Source organism: Spiroplasma endosymbiont of Megaselia nigra (genome assembly GCF_003987485.1).
Classification (GTDB): Bacteria; Bacillota_I; Bacilli_A; order Mycoplasmatales; family Mycoplasmataceae; genus Spiroplasma.
Genome location: NZ_RCOO01000008.1, coordinates 1 through 19,112, shown reverse-complemented (window position 1 = coordinate 19,112; position 19,112 = coordinate 1). Strand labels below are relative to the sequence as shown.

Annotated in this window: 16 protein-coding genes; all 16 read right to left on the bottom strand. The window is 28.4% G+C overall.

Annotated features, from left to right (window positions below; genetic code table 4):
- Positions 1-367 precede the first annotated feature (367 nt).
- The 16 genes from D9R21_RS01030 to D9R21_RS00965 all read right to left on the bottom strand — a co-directional run bounded on the left by D9R21_RS01030 (position 368) and on the right by D9R21_RS00965 (position 18,744).
- Entirely contained in the window at positions 368-2,017 is a 1,650-nt protein-coding gene (locus tag D9R21_RS01030; RefSeq protein ID WP_126820725.1) for a hypothetical protein, read from the bottom strand.
- Between the two features lie 148 nt (positions 2,018-2,165).
- Positions 2,166-2,762 carry a hypothetical protein gene (locus tag D9R21_RS01025; protein ID WP_126820724.1) on the bottom strand — a complete coding sequence of 199 codons (597 nt, stop codon included), beginning with the start codon at positions 2,760-2,762 and terminating at the stop codon, positions 2,166-2,168.
- A 2-nt stretch (positions 2,763-2,764) separates the two neighbouring features.
- On the bottom strand, positions 2,765-4,786 hold the full coding sequence (locus D9R21_RS01020; protein ID WP_126820723.1) for a hypothetical protein: 2,022 nt from the start codon (positions 4,784-4,786) through the stop codon (positions 2,765-2,767).
- 130 nt (positions 4,787-4,916) lie between these two features.
- Complete coding sequence (gene ruvX, locus D9R21_RS01015) at positions 4,917-5,336, bottom strand: Holliday junction resolvase RuvX (RefSeq protein WP_126820722.1); 420 nt, start codon at positions 5,334-5,336, stop codon at positions 4,917-4,919.
- Complete coding sequence (gene alaS, locus D9R21_RS01010) at positions 5,329-8,085, bottom strand: alanine--tRNA ligase (RefSeq protein WP_126820721.1); 2,757 nt, start codon at positions 8,083-8,085, stop codon at positions 5,329-5,331. The genes ruvX and alaS overlap by 8 nt, the downstream gene beginning before the upstream one ends.
- Positions 8,086-8,182: 97 nt before the next feature.
- Complete coding sequence (scm1, locus tag D9R21_RS01005; RefSeq protein WP_126820720.1) at positions 8,183-9,412, bottom strand: motility-associated protein Scm1; 1,230 nt, start codon at positions 9,410-9,412, stop codon at positions 8,183-8,185.
- Positions 9,413-9,505: 93 nt separating this feature from the next.
- Positions 9,506-11,755: a RelA/SpoT family protein gene (locus D9R21_RS01000; protein ID WP_126820719.1), complete on the bottom strand. Its 2,250-nt coding sequence runs from the start codon at positions 11,753-11,755 to the stop codon at positions 9,506-9,508.
- 51 nt (positions 11,756-11,806) lie between these two features.
- Entirely contained in the window at positions 11,807-12,319 is a 513-nt protein-coding gene (locus tag D9R21_RS00995; RefSeq protein ID WP_126820718.1) for an adenine phosphoribosyltransferase, read from the bottom strand.
- 25 nt (positions 12,320-12,344) lie between these two features.
- Positions 12,345-15,521: a protein translocase SecDF, variant type gene (locus tag D9R21_RS00990; protein WP_241568629.1), complete on the bottom strand. Its 3,177-nt coding sequence runs from the start codon at positions 15,519-15,521 to the stop codon at positions 12,345-12,347.
- A 65-nt stretch (positions 15,522-15,586) separates the two neighbouring features.
- Positions 15,587-15,877 (bottom strand): hypothetical protein, encoded by a 291-nt coding sequence (locus D9R21_RS00985; RefSeq protein WP_114565089.1) that lies wholly within the window; start codon positions 15,875-15,877, stop codon positions 15,587-15,589.
- Positions 15,878-15,975: 98 nt separating this feature from the next.
- Positions 15,976-16,137: a Holliday junction DNA helicase RuvB C-terminal domain-containing protein gene (locus D9R21_RS08060; protein ID WP_255416592.1), complete on the bottom strand. Its 162-nt coding sequence runs from the start codon at positions 16,135-16,137 to the stop codon at positions 15,976-15,978.
- Positions 16,138-16,194: 57 nt separating this feature from the next.
- Positions 16,195-16,887 (bottom strand): AAA family ATPase, encoded by a 693-nt coding sequence (locus D9R21_RS00980; protein WP_241568628.1) that lies wholly within the window; start codon positions 16,885-16,887, stop codon positions 16,195-16,197.
- The gene (gene ruvA / locus D9R21_RS00975; RefSeq protein WP_158613837.1) at positions 16,874-17,437 is read right to left on the bottom strand and encodes a Holliday junction branch migration protein RuvA; all 564 of its coding nucleotides are present in this window, start codon (positions 17,435-17,437) and stop codon (positions 16,874-16,876) included. Before ruvA ends, D9R21_RS00980 begins: the two co-directional genes overlap by 14 nt.
- Before the next feature lie 102 nt (positions 17,438-17,539).
- Entirely contained in the window at positions 17,540-17,707 is a 168-nt protein-coding gene (locus D9R21_RS06835; RefSeq protein WP_158613836.1) for a hypothetical protein, read from the bottom strand.
- 27 nt (positions 17,708-17,734) lie between these two features.
- Positions 17,735-18,313: a hypothetical protein gene (locus D9R21_RS00970; RefSeq protein ID WP_148108816.1), complete on the bottom strand. Its 579-nt coding sequence runs from the start codon at positions 18,311-18,313 to the stop codon at positions 17,735-17,737.
- Positions 18,271-18,744, bottom strand: a complete 474-nt coding sequence (locus tag D9R21_RS00965; protein WP_126820715.1) for a hypothetical protein — start codon at positions 18,742-18,744, stop codon at positions 18,271-18,273. The genes D9R21_RS00970 and D9R21_RS00965 overlap by 43 nt, the downstream gene beginning before the upstream one ends.
- Between the last annotated feature and the right edge of the window lie 368 nt (positions 18,745-19,112).

The following is a 19,112-nucleotide window of genomic DNA, read 5'->3' as shown; positions in this document are numbered from 1 at the left end:
AACCTGTTACATCAAGCAATAATTTTAATGAATATTTAGCACGATTTTCTTTTATAAAAGATACTATTTTTTGTTTATTTAATTGTAAAAGTCATGGAGCTTTTTTAATAATTCATACCCAACTTTATAATAGTTTAAATCTTTTTTTCCAAATGGTTCTTTTGGACCTTTTGGTGTATTTAAAATTCCTTTTTTAAAATTTCTTTGTCATGAATCAAGTGTTTTTATATTTACTTTATATTTTTGTGCAATATAAGTAAGCGATGTTTGTTCAATTTATTTTACTGTATTTTTTTGAAATTCTGCAGTATATGTTTTAAATTTTTGTTCTTTTCTTGCCATATAAAAATGCACCTCCTCTAAAAGTTTAGTAAAGTTCTTTTTTAATTTTACTTACTTTTTGGGGTGCAGTCTTTAATGATTCAATTAAAAGTTGTCGATTTTCTTTAACTTCATCGCGAATTCTTAATAACCGTCGGAATTCCTTTTGACGTTTAATAAACTCTTCAAGGTTTCCTTTTGTATCTTTATATTTAAGCACTTGTTTATTTAGAAATTTAATTTCAGCATATTGCTTTTGGTTTAATAGCATAACATGCTTACGTAATAGGAAAATTGATTCACTACGGTTTTTTAAAATTGCATCGTTTAATTCTTCATCATTAGTTTTAATTGCTCGCGATAAGTTAATAGCTCGATTAAAATCAGCTAATTCTTGAGAAATTTGACGATTATATCCTTGTTCATATTGACGTCGAACTTCAAATAAATATTCCGTCATTTTTTGATCATAAACTAATCGTTCTTCAATATTTGGCCGTTTTGTTTCATCATAACGATGATTATAATTTGTTTTTTTGTAAAGATCTTCATCAAACAATAATTCTTGTTCATCAGTTATTACTTCGTTTGTTTGATTATTAATCGCTTTCTTTGCTCTTGCAGTTTCTCGATCTTTTTTTCTTTGTTTATAATTTAGTTTTGCAGCAAAAGTTGCTTTTAATTGTTCTAATTGCGTTTGCTCTGCATCAGTCAATTTCTGAAAACGACTTTTATTTTCTAATTGTAAAATTAATCGTTCTTCAATTGATAATGGATCTTCTGCTGTCCGAATTATTTTAACTGGCTTTGTTTTTGGCGGAGTAATATCTTTTTCAGCAAATTCATTTAAACTAATTTCACCTGGTGATTGTTTAATTAAACGAACAAGAATTTCTTCATCTCCTTTTTCAATTTCAATTTTATCATTTGGATCAACAACAAAATCAACAATTGATAAACCATTCCGTTTAATTTGAGAAATTTGTTGTGCCAAGATTGGTCGTAAATCACGACGAATTGTTGTTACTTCTTCTGTTTCTTTTCGACGAATAATTGTTTTAGGTTCGTCTTCAAACGAGTTTGATAATTCTAATTTATTTTTAACCTGATTAACATCAAAATGATTTCGGGTTGAGAAAGTAGAAAACTGGTCATTAATGTGCTCACTATCTTTTGATGGCGGTTTCATTAAATTTTCTGTTTTATAATTGGCATTTTTAACAGACATTTTCTTCGGCATACTCGTTTGCTCTGTAATAGTTGTTATTTCTTCTGATAATGACATTACTGGTGAAAATTGTGGTAAGAAAGGCTTTGATTTTGACCCCGCTTTCTTACTAACTGCTTGTTTTGCTTTATGATTCTTTAATCTTTGCAAAACAGGAATTTCTTTTTCAACCCGATAACTATAATCAATAAATTTACTTTTAGCTCTTTGCTCTTCTCAAGTATTTCTTTTTTTATCCTTTAAACGAATAACACCTGTTTTTTTAGTTCCAACAACTTCGTTAACATATTTTTGTTTTAACGCTTGGTATTCGGCACTATTTTCATCTAATTGCCACAATAAAACCTTGATTGTTGCTGGCGTTAATTTTTTATTCATTAGTTCTGTTGTATCTCGATCAGAATCAATAATGTTTCCATAATTGACACGAGAAGTTACGACAGATTCTGAGTCTTTTTCTTTTGCCATTTTCTATTCCTCTTTTATCTATTTTCTCGTTTTTTGATACTTACATATATTATATAAAATTTTTGCACTTTTTTAATTTTTTTTTACTAAAAACCTTGCTTTTTTTAATAAATTATTTATAATAATATATCTTTTTTTAACTTAAAGATTATCAGCTTGATTTTGGGCCTTTTTTGTGAAGATAACGCTGCCTCTTACTTTTTATTGATTTTTCAGTTGATAGCAGCGAAGATTCTTGTTCTTGTGGTTGATGATACATATTATATTCATCTAACAATGCACGACCAATTTCTCGCATAAAAATAGTGCCATAATTATCTTCTGCTGTTGAAATTTTATTAATGTCATTTCTATTTTTAAATACTGGCTTTGCTTGCAATTCTAATCCAGTAACTTCACTATTTAATATTTTTTTATTTATCTTTGGTAATTTAACTGGTTTTGATAATGTAGCCAAATATTCTTCTCGTTTTTTTAATTCATTTAATCTAATTTGTTGTAAATCACGAAGCGATAACTCTTGTTGACGTTGTACTTGTTGTATTTGAATTTTATTATTATTTGCTAATGCTTGTAATAATTGTTTTTGAACAATAGCATCTGCCTCTTGCGCTCATAATTCTTTCTCTCGCGCTCATTGTAAAGCCACATCAGGTCTTTTCTGAGGATCAATGCCACTTGATGTCACAACTTCATCAAAATATTTACGAATTAATTCGGCTGTTGTGATTTTTTTATTTTCCATTGTTAATTCTTCACCACCTTATTGTTACTACTTATTGTTTCACTCTTTTCATTATTAGAGTTTTCAACTAAAAAGCCATCAATAACCTTTTTTCCTTCAGCACGATATTTTTCAATTAAAATCCGTGGTAATGGTTTAGGTTTTACTTTTTTATTATTAAGTTTTTTTTGATAACGCCGTTCTTTAAGCATATTTTTTTGAATTAATTTTTCTTTTAATAAACATTGATGAAGTTGTTCTAACTGACGCCGATGAATTTCACTAATTTCACGAGGATGATATCCTGCATAAGTGTATTGATTTTCCGTTAAATCAACTGTTAAATCAGGTGTTTTTGTCGAATCAGCATAATCAATTTGATAATCTTTTAATTCTTTCCGTGTATATAAAGTCAAATCTGCGTCTTTTCTTTTAGTAGGAATAAATGTTTGATTATTTACTTCTGCTATTAAATTAGATTGTTTTTTTGTTATTTTTAAATTAGAAACTTTATCATTATTTTTTTCATAATCATTACCATATTTTAACTTTTTTAAATTAGGACGTTTTTTAGGATCAATAATTGAAATATAATCATTTTTATTTTTTTGTGTTTGTTCAATTAATGTTTGATTATTGCTAGCCCCTATTGTTTTAGTAGGTACACTATTTTGACTAGCTCCATTCAAGAATGGTTGCTTTTGCTTACTACTAATTGCATTTGTGAAAGTTAAATTTGGCACAATTGCTTCATTTTTTTCTACTGATAATTTTGACTTAATCTTCTTTGATGGTTTTATCATTAATGGATTAATTTGTCTAGTAATATCAGGTTCTAAATAAAGATCAGTTTTAAAAATTGGTTTTCGTTTTGGTTCTTCTTTTATAAAATTACGAATATATTTACCACCAATTTGTTTCTTATTTTTTCCTAAACTACGGGATAATGATTCTTTGACCATTTGATCACGTTTTTTAATAACATGTTCCGGATTAATCACAATTGGTGTCTCATTTTTATTTTTTTTATGTATGATTTGCTGCATATGTTGTTTTCACTCTGAAGGATGTGAATTCCGACGTGACAACAATTCTAATTGATTTTTACTTAAATTCATTTGATCTTTAATTTCATCTAATGACCGTGGTTTAAGATCCCGATTTGATAAAGAATAATCTTCTTCTGGATGATAACCTTCTCTCGCTCGATTTGAATATGGATTAAAATCATGTTTAGTATTATCTCGTCGTGATAACAATTGTAATTGATTTTGATTTAATCCTCAATTATTTGCATGTTCTTTCACTTGTTCATTAAATCCTTTTAATGATTCAATTATTTCCTCGTTTTGACTGTCATTTTTTGAACCTTGTGTTTGACTTTGAAATCGTCCATAATGTTCATTGCGTTGTCGGATTAATCGTTGCTGATTTGGATTTAACTTACTAATAATATTTTCAGTTTCTTCTGATGAAGGAAATACTTTATCAGACTTTATATTCTCATCTAAGGTTAGTTCATTCTTAACAACTTGTTCGGTTGGCAAACTTGCTAAAACAGATTCATTATTATTTAAAAAAGCTTGACGTGGTTGTTTTATCTCTGATTCAATTGCTTCTTGTGATGCTTGATAACCACGAACAACTCGCGATGGAAATAAGTCTTCAACTCGCGATAATTTTCGTTTTGACAATAATCTTAACTGGCTAGGATTTAGTCCCATTGTTTTCTTGCTACTCGTTGCATTTTTTGCCAATTCTTTTTTAAATAATGATGATTTTTTACCTGAGGTTTTTTTAAATTGTGCATTTTCTCCTAATAATAATTTAACAAATTTTTCATATTCTTTTTCATAACGTTGATTTCAATCAATTGCACTATTTGAATTCAAATTTTGATATTCTTCCATTAACTTTAAATATGATTCTGACTTTTTCCAAGACTTAGTTAACATTTTAATAAGCATTGTTTCATTAACATTTATTTTTAAATTATTATTAACTTCTTGTAATTGTTTTGTTTCATTCAATTTCTTACTAGCCATCATTTTACCTCAAATTTTTAAATTATAACCATCAATAAATTTTCTTTCTAAAATTATATCATTTTTTTCTTGCTTTTGATATCAATACTTGTATAATTAAACATTAAAAAAATAAAAGAGAATGACTCTTTTATTTCTGTTGTAAATATGCTTCTAAAATTAATTGCGCTGCTAAACTATCTTTTTTTTGTTTTCGTTTTTGGCGCGAAAGATTTGCTTCTAACATTATTTGATTAGCTTGACGTGTTGTTAACCGTTCATCAACTAAGTGAATTGTTATCGTTGCTTCTAATAATGGTTTTAAAATATCAACAAAATCATTAACCATTAAAGCACGAGGTCCAATTGTATTATTCATATTTTTTGGATAGCCAATAATAATATCACTAAATTGGTTTGTTGTAATTAACTCCGCTAAATATTGCGCTGCTTGTGCAAAATCATTTTTTGGAAAGCGATAAACACCATACCCAGTCGCAATCAGTCCCCGACTTGTTGCTAAGCCTAGTGTTTTACTACCAACATCAACTCCTAAATAATACTTAGCCATGATGTTTTAAAAATTCTAGCGGGTCAGCAAATAATTTAACAAGTAAAGTTTTGTCTTTATTGTTAAAACCACTTTGAGCAACACTATTATTGCCGCCACCTTTACAACCTAATAATGGATTTAATTGTTGAATAATTTTTCCAGCTTGATAACGATCGTGTAAATCATCACTAACACCAACAATTAATGTGGCTTGTTTTTCATCACTAACACCAACGAAGAAAATTAGTAAGTTTTGATATCGAACTTTATAATCATCAATTAACACTTTTAAAGCATTAATATCAACTTTTGCTGTAAATTGATGAGTTAAAACATTAATTCCATTTTTAGTTTGTGGTAACAAGGTATTATATTGTTTGACAAATTGTTGAATTAAAATATTATCATATTGTTTTTGTCAATGTTTAAAATCTTCTTTAAGTTGTGCTACTAACTCTTTTAACTGTTTTCAGTTTGTTTTTGAAACAGTTAAATTACTAATTTGTTCTCAAGTTTGCTCTAAACGTTGGTCAAGTAATGCTTTCTTACCTTGATTATACTTATCAAAATAATTAATTGCTTCAGTTTTTTCTTTTAAAAATTGTTCATTTAGATAACTAGCAATTGTTTTATTTGAGGTAATAGCATGAATTCGAAATGTTCCAACTCCTTTTGATTCCAAACCAGTTACTAGTAAATCTTCAACATCTTGTGAATTAGTCACATGGGTTCCTCCACAAAGTTCACAAGAATAAGTACCAAATTTAACAATTCGAACCTCAGCATCATATTTTTCTGTAAAAAAAGCTAAAGCATGATGCACATCTAATGCTGTTTGCATATCAGTATAAATAACTTCACAAGGAATTGCAGCCTTAATTGCTTTTGTAACAGAAGCTTCTACATCTGTAATTTCCGCTGATGTAATTGCTTGATTATGTGTAATGTCAATTCGTAAACGTTCATCATCGTTATAAGAACCAGTTTGCATAACATGGTTTCCTAACACTTCTCGTAAAGCAGCATGAATTAAATGTGTTCCTGAATGATTTTTCCGCGTATAAAAACGACGATCACTGTCAATTGACGCATTGACCAAATCTCCAATCTTAAGTGTCCCTTCAACTTTGACAAAATGTAAATGCTTTTTATTTGGACCTTGTTGTACATCAAGAACATAAGCTGTCGTATTGTCTTTTAAAATTAATCCGTGATCAGCAGCTTGTCCCCCTTTTTCAGCATAAAACGGTGTCTCTTTTAAAATGATATATCCTGTTGTATTAGTTAATTTTGTGACTGGTTTATCATCAGCAAACATAAAGACAATTTCTGTATTATTAACTTGTTCATGTTCATAACCAACAAATTGACTAGCAACATCTAACTTGGTAAAAAGTTCGCTTTGTAAATGAATTGCTTTAATATCTTTTCGATTAGTACGTGAAATTGTTTTCGCATTTTCTAATAATTCATCAAAACCAACACGATCAACACTAATCCCTGCTTCGTGTGCTTCTTCTTCAATTAATTCAATTGGAAAACCATAACTTTCAAATAAACGAAAGGCATGTTCTTTTGAAATCGTACCATATTTTGTTTTAACTTCATTAAAAAGTTTGTTTCCTTGTTCTAATGTTCTTAAAAATTTATTTTCTTCATCTAACACAGCTTGTTCAACAATTGGTTGTTTTTCAACTAGATAAGAATAATATTCTTGCATAATGTTAACTACTGTTCCCACTAATTTAAATAAAAATGGTTCTGTTAAATCAATTTTTTTCCCATATAAACTAGCACGACGAATTAAACGCCGAATAACATAACCGCGATCTTTATTTCCCGGAAAAGCACCATCAGCAATTGCAAAAGTAACTGCCCGAATATGATCAGCAATTACTTTAAATGCAGTATTAATTTTTAATTGTTCTGAATCATTGTTAAACAATGCTGTTTCATCATAATGATATTTTCCATTTACTAATTTTTCAACCGCTTTAATAATTGGCATAAACAAATCATTTTCAAAATTAGTTGGTGTTTCTTGAATAATTGAAGTAATTCGTTCTAATCCAGCACCAGTATCAATATTTTTTCGTGGTAAGTCAGTATATGTCCCATCACCATTGTTATTATATTGTGAAAAAACAATATTTCAAACTTCCAAATAACGATCATTTTCTAAATCATCTTGCAATAACTTTAATCCTAATTGCCCAGGATCATATTTTTCCCCACGGTCATAAAAAATTTCGGTATTAGGTCCGCATGGTCCGGTCCCAATTTCTCAAAAATTAGTATCCTTATCACCTTTAATAATTCGTTCATCACTTAAACCAATTACATTGCGTCAAATTTCATAAGCTTCTTGATCATATTTATAAATTGTGACATATAATTTGGCAGGATCAAACCCAATTCATTTTTTATCAGTTAAAAATTCTCAAGCATACATAATTGCTTCTTTTTTAAAGTAATCACCAATTGAAAAATTACCAAGCATTTCAAACAAAGTATGATGACGTGCTGTATAACCAACATTTTCAATATCATTAGTTCGAATTGATTTTTGTGAATTTGTCAAGCGTGGTGATGGTGGTGTTTTTCGCCCATCAAAATATGGCTTTAACGTCGCCACACCAGAGTTAATTCATAATAATGACGGATCATAAACAGGAATCAATGATACTGAAGGTAATTCATAATGATCCTTACTGCGAAAAAAATCTAACCACATTCTTCGAATTGCATTTGCTGTAAATTTTGTCATTTTAATATTCCCTTCTCTTTCATAATTAATTAATAGGATTATAGCATACCAAACGAAAAAAAAACTTTTTTATTTCAAAGAAGTTCTTACTAAAAGCCTATTTTCGATATCCTCGAACCAATAAATAAAACGAAACTAATAAAATATTAACAAAGAAGAAAGTTGTAATTACTGGCACAACGGCTGGATATTGAAAATATTGGCGAAATATTGTTCACATTAATGTTTGTCAAAATAAACCAATTACTAATCATGTTAGCATTTGAACAAACATTAATAAATTATATGAAAATTCTTGTAAACGTGCTAAACAAAACAACATAAAATAAAGGGGAATAAAACTAATGATCATTAATCCTATCGCAACTACTAAAAGAATTCAGTTAGCTCTAACATACCCAGTTGTTGATGTGAAAGCAGGGAAAATCATAATTACAATAAAACCAATCATTAATAAAATCATTCCAATGTTGCTTCCTAAGCGTTGACGAAGTTCCCGACGAGAAGAAATATTAATGTATCCTAATCATTGCATAAAATTAGTTACAAATCCACCACGGTGTCCTGCTGATGATGGTAATAATAATTCAATTGCAATGCGAATTGATAATCCAATCACAACATTAGCAACAGCAAGGGGCATCACAAAAATAATTAATACTGCTCCTGCTTGCATAATTGTTGGTGCTTGCGCAAAAAGCGTTCCCAAGCCATCTTGATTAATTATTAAACCTAATATTGAAAACACATTTGGTTGATATTGTACATTGTTTATTCAAGTTGCCAATCCTTGACCATTAGTTAAATTATATCAATAAAGTTTTTCACGCAGTACAAAAGAAAAACCATCAGCAATGGCAATGAAAAATAATCCTAAAAATAAGGATATATATAAAGTAAAGCCACCAATTCTTGTCATTCATTTACCAACTAATAAACGAACATTTCATTTTCAATGTGCTGCTGTTATATTTGTTAGTAAGACAATAACAAAAATTGCTGTTCCAACTGCAATTAATGTAAAAATAGGAACAAAAATATATAAATCAATTACTCAAAATTTAAAAAGAGCAAATCCATTTAAACTAAAAACTGCTTGAAAAGAACCATATGATAATAAAAAATTTAAAATATTATAAGCACTATCTCCCTGTAAAGTTTCTAATGGATTAGCGTTTAATCCTTTAACGCTTAATGAATTAATAATTTCTTGTTTTAAGGCTGTTACTTGTTGATTTAATGTTGGAACAACTGCTCCAGCTATAATAATTACAATTCCTGCTAAAAATCATATAGTACTAAATTTTAGTCAAGACTTTAATGCCATAGTCTCCTCCATGTTTCTAAATAATTATAGGTATATTATACCAAGAAAACAAGGAAGATGATATTTTTTATTTATTCTGAAGTGATTAACAAATTACATCATAACTCGTTCTACTACTTTAATATCTGGAATGGCTAATAATGATGACCGAATTTGTTGCAAGCGGTCAGCATTACTAACCTTAATAATTGTTTTAATTGTTAAATTCATTAAATCACCAGAAACATTAGCACTCATCATTTGAACCGATGCATTTAAATGACTTAATACTTTTGTCACATCAACTAGTAAGGCAGGTCGATCAATTGCTTCAATCCGAATTGCACAATCATATTGTTTATTTTTACAAACTGCTTCATTTCAACTAACTTCAACTTGGCGGTCTTGATTATCACCGCTTTGAATATTACAACAAGTTTTTAAATGAACTTTAATCCCTTCAGCTTTAGAAACATAACCAGTGATGTCTTCATATGGAATTGGCAAACAACATTGTGAAATAACAACTTTAATGCTTGAAATACCTTGGACAATGATATCATCTTTTAATTGCGCTTTTTTATATTGTTTATCTTGTAATTTTTTTAAAATTTTTTCATTTTGACTTGTTTCGTGATCTAAATAAACTAAATTAATTGCTTCTTCTAAAGAATATTCATCATTAGCAACATCTAACAAAAAATCTTCAATATTATTAAAATTAATTGCATGTAATCGTTTTAATTGTGTTTCTGAATCAACTAATTTTCATTTTAAATCTTTTTTTGCAATATATTCTTCAATTTGTGCCTTTGTTTGTTTAATTTTCTCTAAATTAACTGATTTTGCGTCACTAGTTACTTCAACTAATTCTTTTTTCAAATACTTCTTAATTTTTTGTAACGCCGATGATGTTTTGGCGACAACTAATCATGAATGATTTGGTTTTTGGGTTGCTGCTGTTTTAATATCAACCACATCCCCTGATTTTAAAACAGTTGAAATTGGCGAAAATAAACCATTAATTTTTGCTCCAATTGTTTTTTCTCCAATTTCAGAATGAATTTTATAAGCAAAGTCCAGAACAGTTGAACCAAATGGTAATGTTACAACCTTCCCATTTGGTGTTAAAACATAAATTAACGAAGAAAAAATATCATTTTGAATAATTTGTTCCATTAAATGATCTGGTTTATAAACTTCTTGTTGAATTTCATCTCGTTCTTGTACTGAAATATTTTCTAAATCTAAAATCCGTTTAAAAATATCTAATCGTTCATCAATATCTTTTTGTTTTTTTGCAATATCATAATTTTCCCCTTCTTTATAACGTCAATGCGCTGCTACCCCCTGTTCTGCCAATTCATCCATTTCTTCAGTTCGAATTTGAATTTCAAAAATAAGACCATCATCAGCCGCAATTGTAGTATGCAAAGATTGATATAAATTATGTTTTGGCGTAGCAATATAATCTTTAAAGCTATTATTTAATGGCGTATAATGCTGATGGACAAAACCTAACACCTTATAACAATCATCAACACTATTTGTAATAATACGAACAGCTAAAATATCATGAATATCATCAAAATTTTTACCAAACTGATTCATTTTACGATAAATTGAATAAATTGATTTACTACGTCCATATACTTTTACAGACATCTTTTTCTCAGTAATTAAAATTTGTTTTAATTCTTCAATTTTTTGATTAATAGTATTTTCTCGCTCTTTATTACTTGATTCTAATAATGAAACAATTTTATTGTATTGCACAGGGTTAACAATTTTAAAACTAATATCTTCAATTTCTTGTTTAACAGCTTTCATTCCTAAGCGATGAGCAATTGCTGAATAAATTTCTAAACTTTCTCGTGCAATAATTTGTTGACGTTCTGGTTTTAAATAACCAATTGTTTTTAAATTATGTAAACGATCAGCTAACTTGACAATAATTACGCGAATATCTTTCGCCATTGATAAATATAACTTTCGTAAATATTGTGCTTTGATTTGTGTCCGATTTTCTTTTGCAAAATAACTAACTTTGGTTACCCCTTCAACTAAATTAGCGATTTCAATCCCAAATAATTCTTGTAATTCTTCAAAGGTAGCAGGAGTATCCTCTAAAACATCATGCAATAACCCAGCAATTAAAGTTTTTGGTCCCATTCGCCATTGTGCCAAAAAAAGGGTTGTTCATAATGGATGGATAATATACGCTGCTCCGCTATTGCGAACTTGCCCATGGTGTTTTTCTTCAGCATACTCATATGCTTTCTGAATTTCCTTTAATGTTGCTTCATCTTTAATATACAACTTAATTTGGGCTAAGACTTCTTCGTATTTAATATCTCGATCCATTATAAACAACCCCTTTTTCTTATAATAATTATAATTATATCGCGTTTAGCATTAATATTCAATCAGGGTTTTAATTGGATATGAACCTAAATCTTTTTTACCATTCAAATATGTTAAATCAATCACAAAAACTAAACCAGCAATTGTTGCTTGTTCTTGCTTAACTAATTGACACATTGCGCGTGCTGTTCCTCCCGATGCTAAAACATCATCAACAATCAACACACGATCATTTGGTTGTAAATCTCCGGCATGAATCTCTAATTGATTTGCCGCATATTCGTAACTATATTTTACATCAATAACTGCGCGGGGTAATTTTCCCGCTTTTCGTACAGGAATAAACCGTAAATTGGTAGCATAACTAACAGCTGGGCCAAACAAAAAACCACGTGCTTCAGGGGCAATAATTACTGTTGCTTTTTGAGCAACAGCATACGCTGCTAATTGCTTAATTACTGTTTTAAAAGCCAAAGCGTTATTTAATAACGGAGTAATATCACGAAAAATAACCCCCGGTTCTGGAAAATTAGGAATATCAACAATAAACTTTTTTAGATCCATTTTTAAAAATTCCTTTCTTGGTTAATTAATCATTAATTCCAACAACAACTTGTTCATCAACTTCAACACGTTGTGAATCTAAGTAATTTTTAACACGGATTTTATTTAACGCACGATATTTTTCTAATGCTACTCAAATTGGGATTGCAAAAAATAATGTCGCAAACATCCCAATAATTAAACCAATTAAAATAACAACATTAAAGCCAAATCATGTTCCTGAAAAAGCCGCTAAAGTAATTAATAAAATTGCAAACATAATTCCTAATGTTAAACAGTGCTGTAACATTTGTTTAATTGTAATATTAGCAACTTTTTGTAAAAAGTTATGTTCATAATTATAGATCCGAAACTCTTTTTGAATTTCTCGGATGATTTTATGGTTTTTACTTTTAATATCTTTTGCCACCAATTCTACCAGGTGCAATTGGTCACGATATTGTTTTTTCAATTCTTTTAATTTTAAATCTGGATTTTTAACTGCTAGTTTTTTTAATTCCTCTTGATAATAAACTTTATGAGCACGACATAAACGTTTAATTTGAGCACGATGTTCTGACATATAGGCAAAGAATGTTTCATACTCATGAATATTAATTGCTTTTTTATTTTGTTTTGCACGCACCATTACCATTGTTCCAAAAGCAATTGCAAACCCAAAAATCGTTAAGAACGAAATTGACATTTCAAAGGTAATTAACAACTGCGTAATAATTGCAATTGCAATAGTAACAATTAACGTAAAGATTGCGGCTAACACCATTCCAACAAATTGTGCTCAATCTAAGCGGAATAATGTATAAACAAAAATACATGCTAAACCAATTGCCAGGCTAATTGCCGCAATTTTTAAGATATAACCTTCCATAACTGGATCAGTTTGTTGTAAGGCTAATGATGTATCACTCGGGCTAGCACCATAAAATGAAGCAATGCTTGATAACAATTCACGTTCAAAAGTACCCTTCGTAATATTTGTACTAACAATTAAAATACGGTTACTATTACCACTATCTTGTCGTTTAATCACATAAATATTAAAACTAAAATTATGACGTGTTATTTGCCGATACTCTTCAATTTGCGTATTTAACTTGGCAATTGCAACTTCATCTGGAATTTGTTTAGACCCATCTGTTCCTCACAAGTCTTCATTAACTGTAATATTAATTCCTGGTTTAATTGTATTAGCAACATTTGCTTTTCCAGCAAAACCAATTGCTAAGGCAATTATTAATAAAATGATTCCAACAATTGGGGTTCATTTTGTAATATTATAAAAGGTTCATTTGCCATGTTTTAATTGTTTACGCTTTTTATTTTCTACAGGGGCTGAAGCAGATAATTCTGTTTCAGCATTAGCAGGCAGGTTTACTTCAACATCAGATGGAAGCTCAGTTGTTGAAGAATCCACTATTTTAACATCCGTAGCTAGTTTTCTTGATTGTTTCTTAAACAATCAAGTTCATAATGAAAATCGTGAAACATCTAACCAACGATATTTTTCTTGTCAATGTAACTTAATGACAATTCAATACATTAAACGCGCTACGGCAAAAACCATAATAATTGCAATAATTAAACCAACTAATAAAATTGTGGCAAATGATTTAATATTATTAGTTCCTGTTCAAAATAGCGACAGTCCTAATATTACTAAAACAACTAAAGCATCGATAAAAACAGCAATTGTTTGTTTATTAGCAATTTTCATTGCTGGTTCAAATGGGATGTTATTTTCATACCGCTCACGTTTATACCGTGAAAAGAACAACAAGTTTCCTTCTAATGATAATCCAAAAGCAATAATTAAGGCAGCAATACTTTCTGGTGAAATTTCAACCTTTAATAAAGATGATAAATATAAGGTTGAAATAATTGTAAACAATAAAGTTAAGACGGCAATTAATCCAAATAAACGATAATAAACTAATAATACAATAAAAATGGCTAAAACTAGAACACCTAAAATAATCATTGAAATTTTAAACACATTTGCTGAAACAACCGTTAGGATTTCACGATAACCGCGAATAGTAAATTCTAGTCCACTTAGCCCCCCGTTAACCAAGTTACTAATTTGACGAGCTTCTGTCTCGGTTGATGTTGTAATTTGATTTGAATTTTCGGCTGCACCAGTTCCAATTTTAATTGAATTTCAATTAATAATATATTTTTTATATGCTTCGTTCAAAACACTATTATATTCAATAATTGTTTGTAAATATGGTCGCAATGGATCAATATATGCATTTGTTGTAGCACTTTTATCATTTGGATCAATTAATAAACGATTTGTCGGTACTGTTGTAAAACGAAAACGACTATCTTCCATTCATGTTCTAATTTGTGAAATTGGATAACGTAATGCTAAATCTAACAAATTTCCATGCTGAATTCGAGCAGTCCCTGTATCATAATATTCTACATCAAAAATATGATAAATATTTGTTCAATCTGTTGAAGAAACCTTACTACGAATATCAACACTAAAAAAAGTTGCAATTGCTTGTATATTATCAATATCATGGCGTAAATCATCAATCATTTGACCAATATCAGTTCAAATATATAATGGCTGTGCTTGTCCGCCTCCTTCTGCTGGTTTTAAACTATTAATAATGCTATCTCATTTTTGTTGATTTTTAATTTGTAAGGTAATAATTGGTCGACGTGCTTGGTCAACTCCTGTTGTTGAACCAGAGATAACATCACTTAATGGTGTTCGTTCTTTTGTTCCATTATTATCACTAATTAATAAATCTTTTCCCTTATTATCAGTTAAGTAAATTGCTCCTAATCGTTGAATTATTTTACTTAAGTCATTATAAGATTTAAACCTATCTTTTCCAACAATAACTTCAACCGAATTACGTCCTAATGTTTGTAAATATAAATTTTGGTTTGATAAAGGATCTAATTTATTTCGTAATAATTCTAAACCTTTTTTGCTATCTCCATTTGGAGTATCCGGTGAATAATTAGGTTCTCTTTTGTCAAAAACATCAATTTGAACTTGATATCCTCCTGAATAAGCAATTCCTGTTTGATATGAATAACGAAAACTATCCGCTGAAAAAAGCGCACCAACAATCATAGCAATAACTAAAACAATTAACGTTCCGATTCGGATAATTAATCGACTTATTGCTCTTTTATCTTTTGGCTCTTTAATTATTTTAACTTGTTCTTTCTTTCCCACGCTTGACACCACTATTCTACTTTTCAACTTTTCTTTATATATTGTACACTATTTCTTATCTAATCCTATGATTTAATAAACATATCTTTAAAATCATCTAACGATAAATCTGGATCAGTAATTTTTTGATTATTCATAAATTCAATTATCCGATTAAGTTTAATATTAAAAATATAATAAGCAGCATCACTAACATCAATAATTTTTTTATCAACTAAAATTATTTTTAATAAATAATTAATAACATCCTGTTCAGTAATATTTCGATTTAATAACTTTAAATCTACTGTTTTTAAACTAATCATTTTTAAAACATAATTAGCAATTTGTTGTTGTTCTTTTTGATGATTTTGCATTATATTTACACCCTACCTTAGTTCCAACTATTATTATAACTAAGTTATTTAAAAAATTAAGCAATTTATGTTAATTTTTTTAAAAATTCAATTGCTTTTTATGTTAATATCCGCCCCCGTGGGGTTTTTAACAAATAGCCCTTTTTTAATAAAAATGGTTCTAAATTATTGGTAATTGTTAAAAGCGGTTCATTTAAAATTTGGCTTAATGTTCCTAAACCAACTGGTTTTTGTTGGAAAAGATGATAAATATGTTTTAAATAATTAACTTCATTTCATTCTAACCCATCTTGAAATACTTTTAAATTAGTTAAAATTTATGTTAAAAAGTCAAGATCAATTGAACGAGAATTAACAATCAAATAGTCATATACTCGATAAAATAACCGCAAAGTGGTGCGGGGATTATTACGAGTATAACTTGTTAGTAATTGTAATTCATTAGCTGGTAAAACTAATCCAACTTGTAAAAATAAATTATTTAAAATTTGTTGAATTTCAAAATTACTATATTCTTCAAAATAAAAAACAGTTGTAAAACGATTCAATAATGGTTGTGGAATTTGATATAACAAAGTTGTTGCTGATAAAAATGTAAACGGTGGCAATCATAATGTTACATTTTTAGTATTATAATCTTTTCCTAAAATTAAGTTTAAGCAATTGTCTTCTAGAGCCGGATATAATGTTTCGCTTACTTCTTGACTAATAGCATGAATTTCATCAATAAAAACTAAATCAAAGGATTTAATTTGCGTTAAACAAGTAATAAGGTCACTTGGTTTTTGTAAATTTGGTCCATGTAAAAGATGTAATTTTTGTTTTAATAAATTGGCAATTAAATATCCTAAACTTGTTTTTCCCATACCACTACCGCCAATAAAAAGCATATGTTTTAAAGGCAACTGTTGTTTTTGACTAGCTGCTATCATAATTTTTAAATTTGTTTTAATACTTTCTTGACCAATATATGTTTCAAAATTATCAGGACGAAAATTAAGTAACTGCATTTTTGCTGATTGCTGTTAAAACTATTTTTAAATATTGGTCAAGTTGCTTTGGTGGTTGTTTAATTGCATTAATTGTTTGATAAATAGTTTTTAAAGAATAACCTAATGTTTTTAAACAATTAATAACTTTATTTTGTAAATTATTATATTTTTTTGTGAAATAAATTTTTTGTAATGCATTAAATAAAATTCGACCACTATGAACTTTTAATCCTCGTAATTGCTCAATTTGATGTAAATTATTTTGTTGAACTAAAGTTAATAAATATTCCACACTAATTTGTTGTAATAATTTAACAGCAGTTTTAACTCCAATTGTTGGAATTGTTAATAAATCACAAAAAATTTTTTTTGTTGCTAAATCTAAAAAACCAAATCATTGAAAATAATCTTTTACTACTAAAAAAGTATATAATTTAATCTGCATTGTTTTCTTAAACTCAAATAATTTATTTGTAACTAAATTAATTTCATAACCATAATTATTATGTTCTAAATAAATTAAATTTGCATTAATTTCCTGAACTGTTCCATAAATTGAAGCATACATCTCTCCTATCTTCCTCCTATCTTAGATTAACTTGTAAATTACAAGAAATCCTTTTTAAAAATAAAAAAACTCATAGATAATAATGAGTTTAAAAATTAATTGTTATAATTTTCATTTTACTTTCAAAGAAAATCAAGCTGTTTCTTTATAAAGATTTGATTTATCCGCTAAAATAACTAATTGCACATCAGATGTTGCACCAGGTGTTTTATTAACACTACCATCAATTCTTAGAAATAAATTTTCATCTTTTTGCGCCGTTTGTAACAACGCTAATGATTCTGGTGATAACTTATTTTAAATTTCTGAATTTGCTATCATAGCTGATAAAATATCTTTAGGTATATCACTTGAAATATAAACAGGAGTATCTGTTAAATTTGTACCCAAATTAATAATATTAATTCGTTTTGACTTAGCTTGGATTGCAATATTAGTAATACCATAAAAATTAGTTGCATTATCTGCATTAATAATAATTGTAGCTGCATAGGCTGTTTTATCTTCGTCAAAACGTTCACTACTAAAAGTTAAAGTAGTAGCTGGATCTTTAATTGCTTCTAACAGTTGTGGCTCTAATTTCCCATCATTTTTGGAACCAATTTCTAAGGTTAATAAAGCACCGTATAAATCCATCCAATTATTTGAATCTTCAATTTCAATAACTTGTTTACTTAAATCACCACCTAATAAAGTAATATTAGTTCGTTCACTAACACCTCCACAACTATTTTCATTATTTGCAGTGTTTGCAAAGTGTTGTCATAATTGTCATCCACCAATGCCAAAACCAACAAATGATATTACTAAAATAACAATTAAACTTCAAATTTTTAATTGCATTTTTCGGTTAATAGTATGTAAAATTTTACGCATTGATGTCATGGAATAGGGTTCCATTTTTTTGCCAAAGCAATAGTTTCACCTTCAATTGATGGTGATGGTATCACTAATTCAGTTGGCAAATCAATAGGTTTTTCTTTAATATCATTATCATCTTTATTTTTATCATTATTTGGAATTTCAATTTTACTTGCCGCCTCTAATTCTAATTTAGTTGTTGCTTCAGGAATTGGTTTTAATGTTTCAACTTTCTTTTCTTGAACTACAGGAACTTTTTCAATCGGTGGCTTAGACTTAATTGGCAACGAACGACGATGAGTTGGAATTTTGTCAATTGTTTCTTTTGATAATTGAATTGTTTGGTTAACAACAGGAACTTTTGGATTGCCTGAGACATCTAAAAAATTAGTTTTTCAAAAAAAGATATACTTATTATCCTTACAATTAATTAATGCAATTGGCATTATTCCGGTAGTATACATTATTTTGAGGTTTTTAATAAAATTAAGTAATTAGAAACAAATTAAGTTTCGCTTATGACTAAATGATAACAAAATTTTGTATCATGTACGATGAAGCGGCAAAAAACAACTCTTGTTAAATAAAAAGGGTTGTTTTAAGACTGCACCCCAAAAAGTAAGTAAAATTAAAAAAGAACTTTACTAAACTTTTAGAGGAGGTGCATTTTTTAATGGCAGGAAAAGAACAAAAATTTAAAACATATACTGCAGAATTTTGTAAATTGTACTATGAAGTGTAGCACTTTATTTGATTTCATTATAACATCAATAAAATAAATGTTCAATATAATTTATTTTAAAAAAATTTAGTA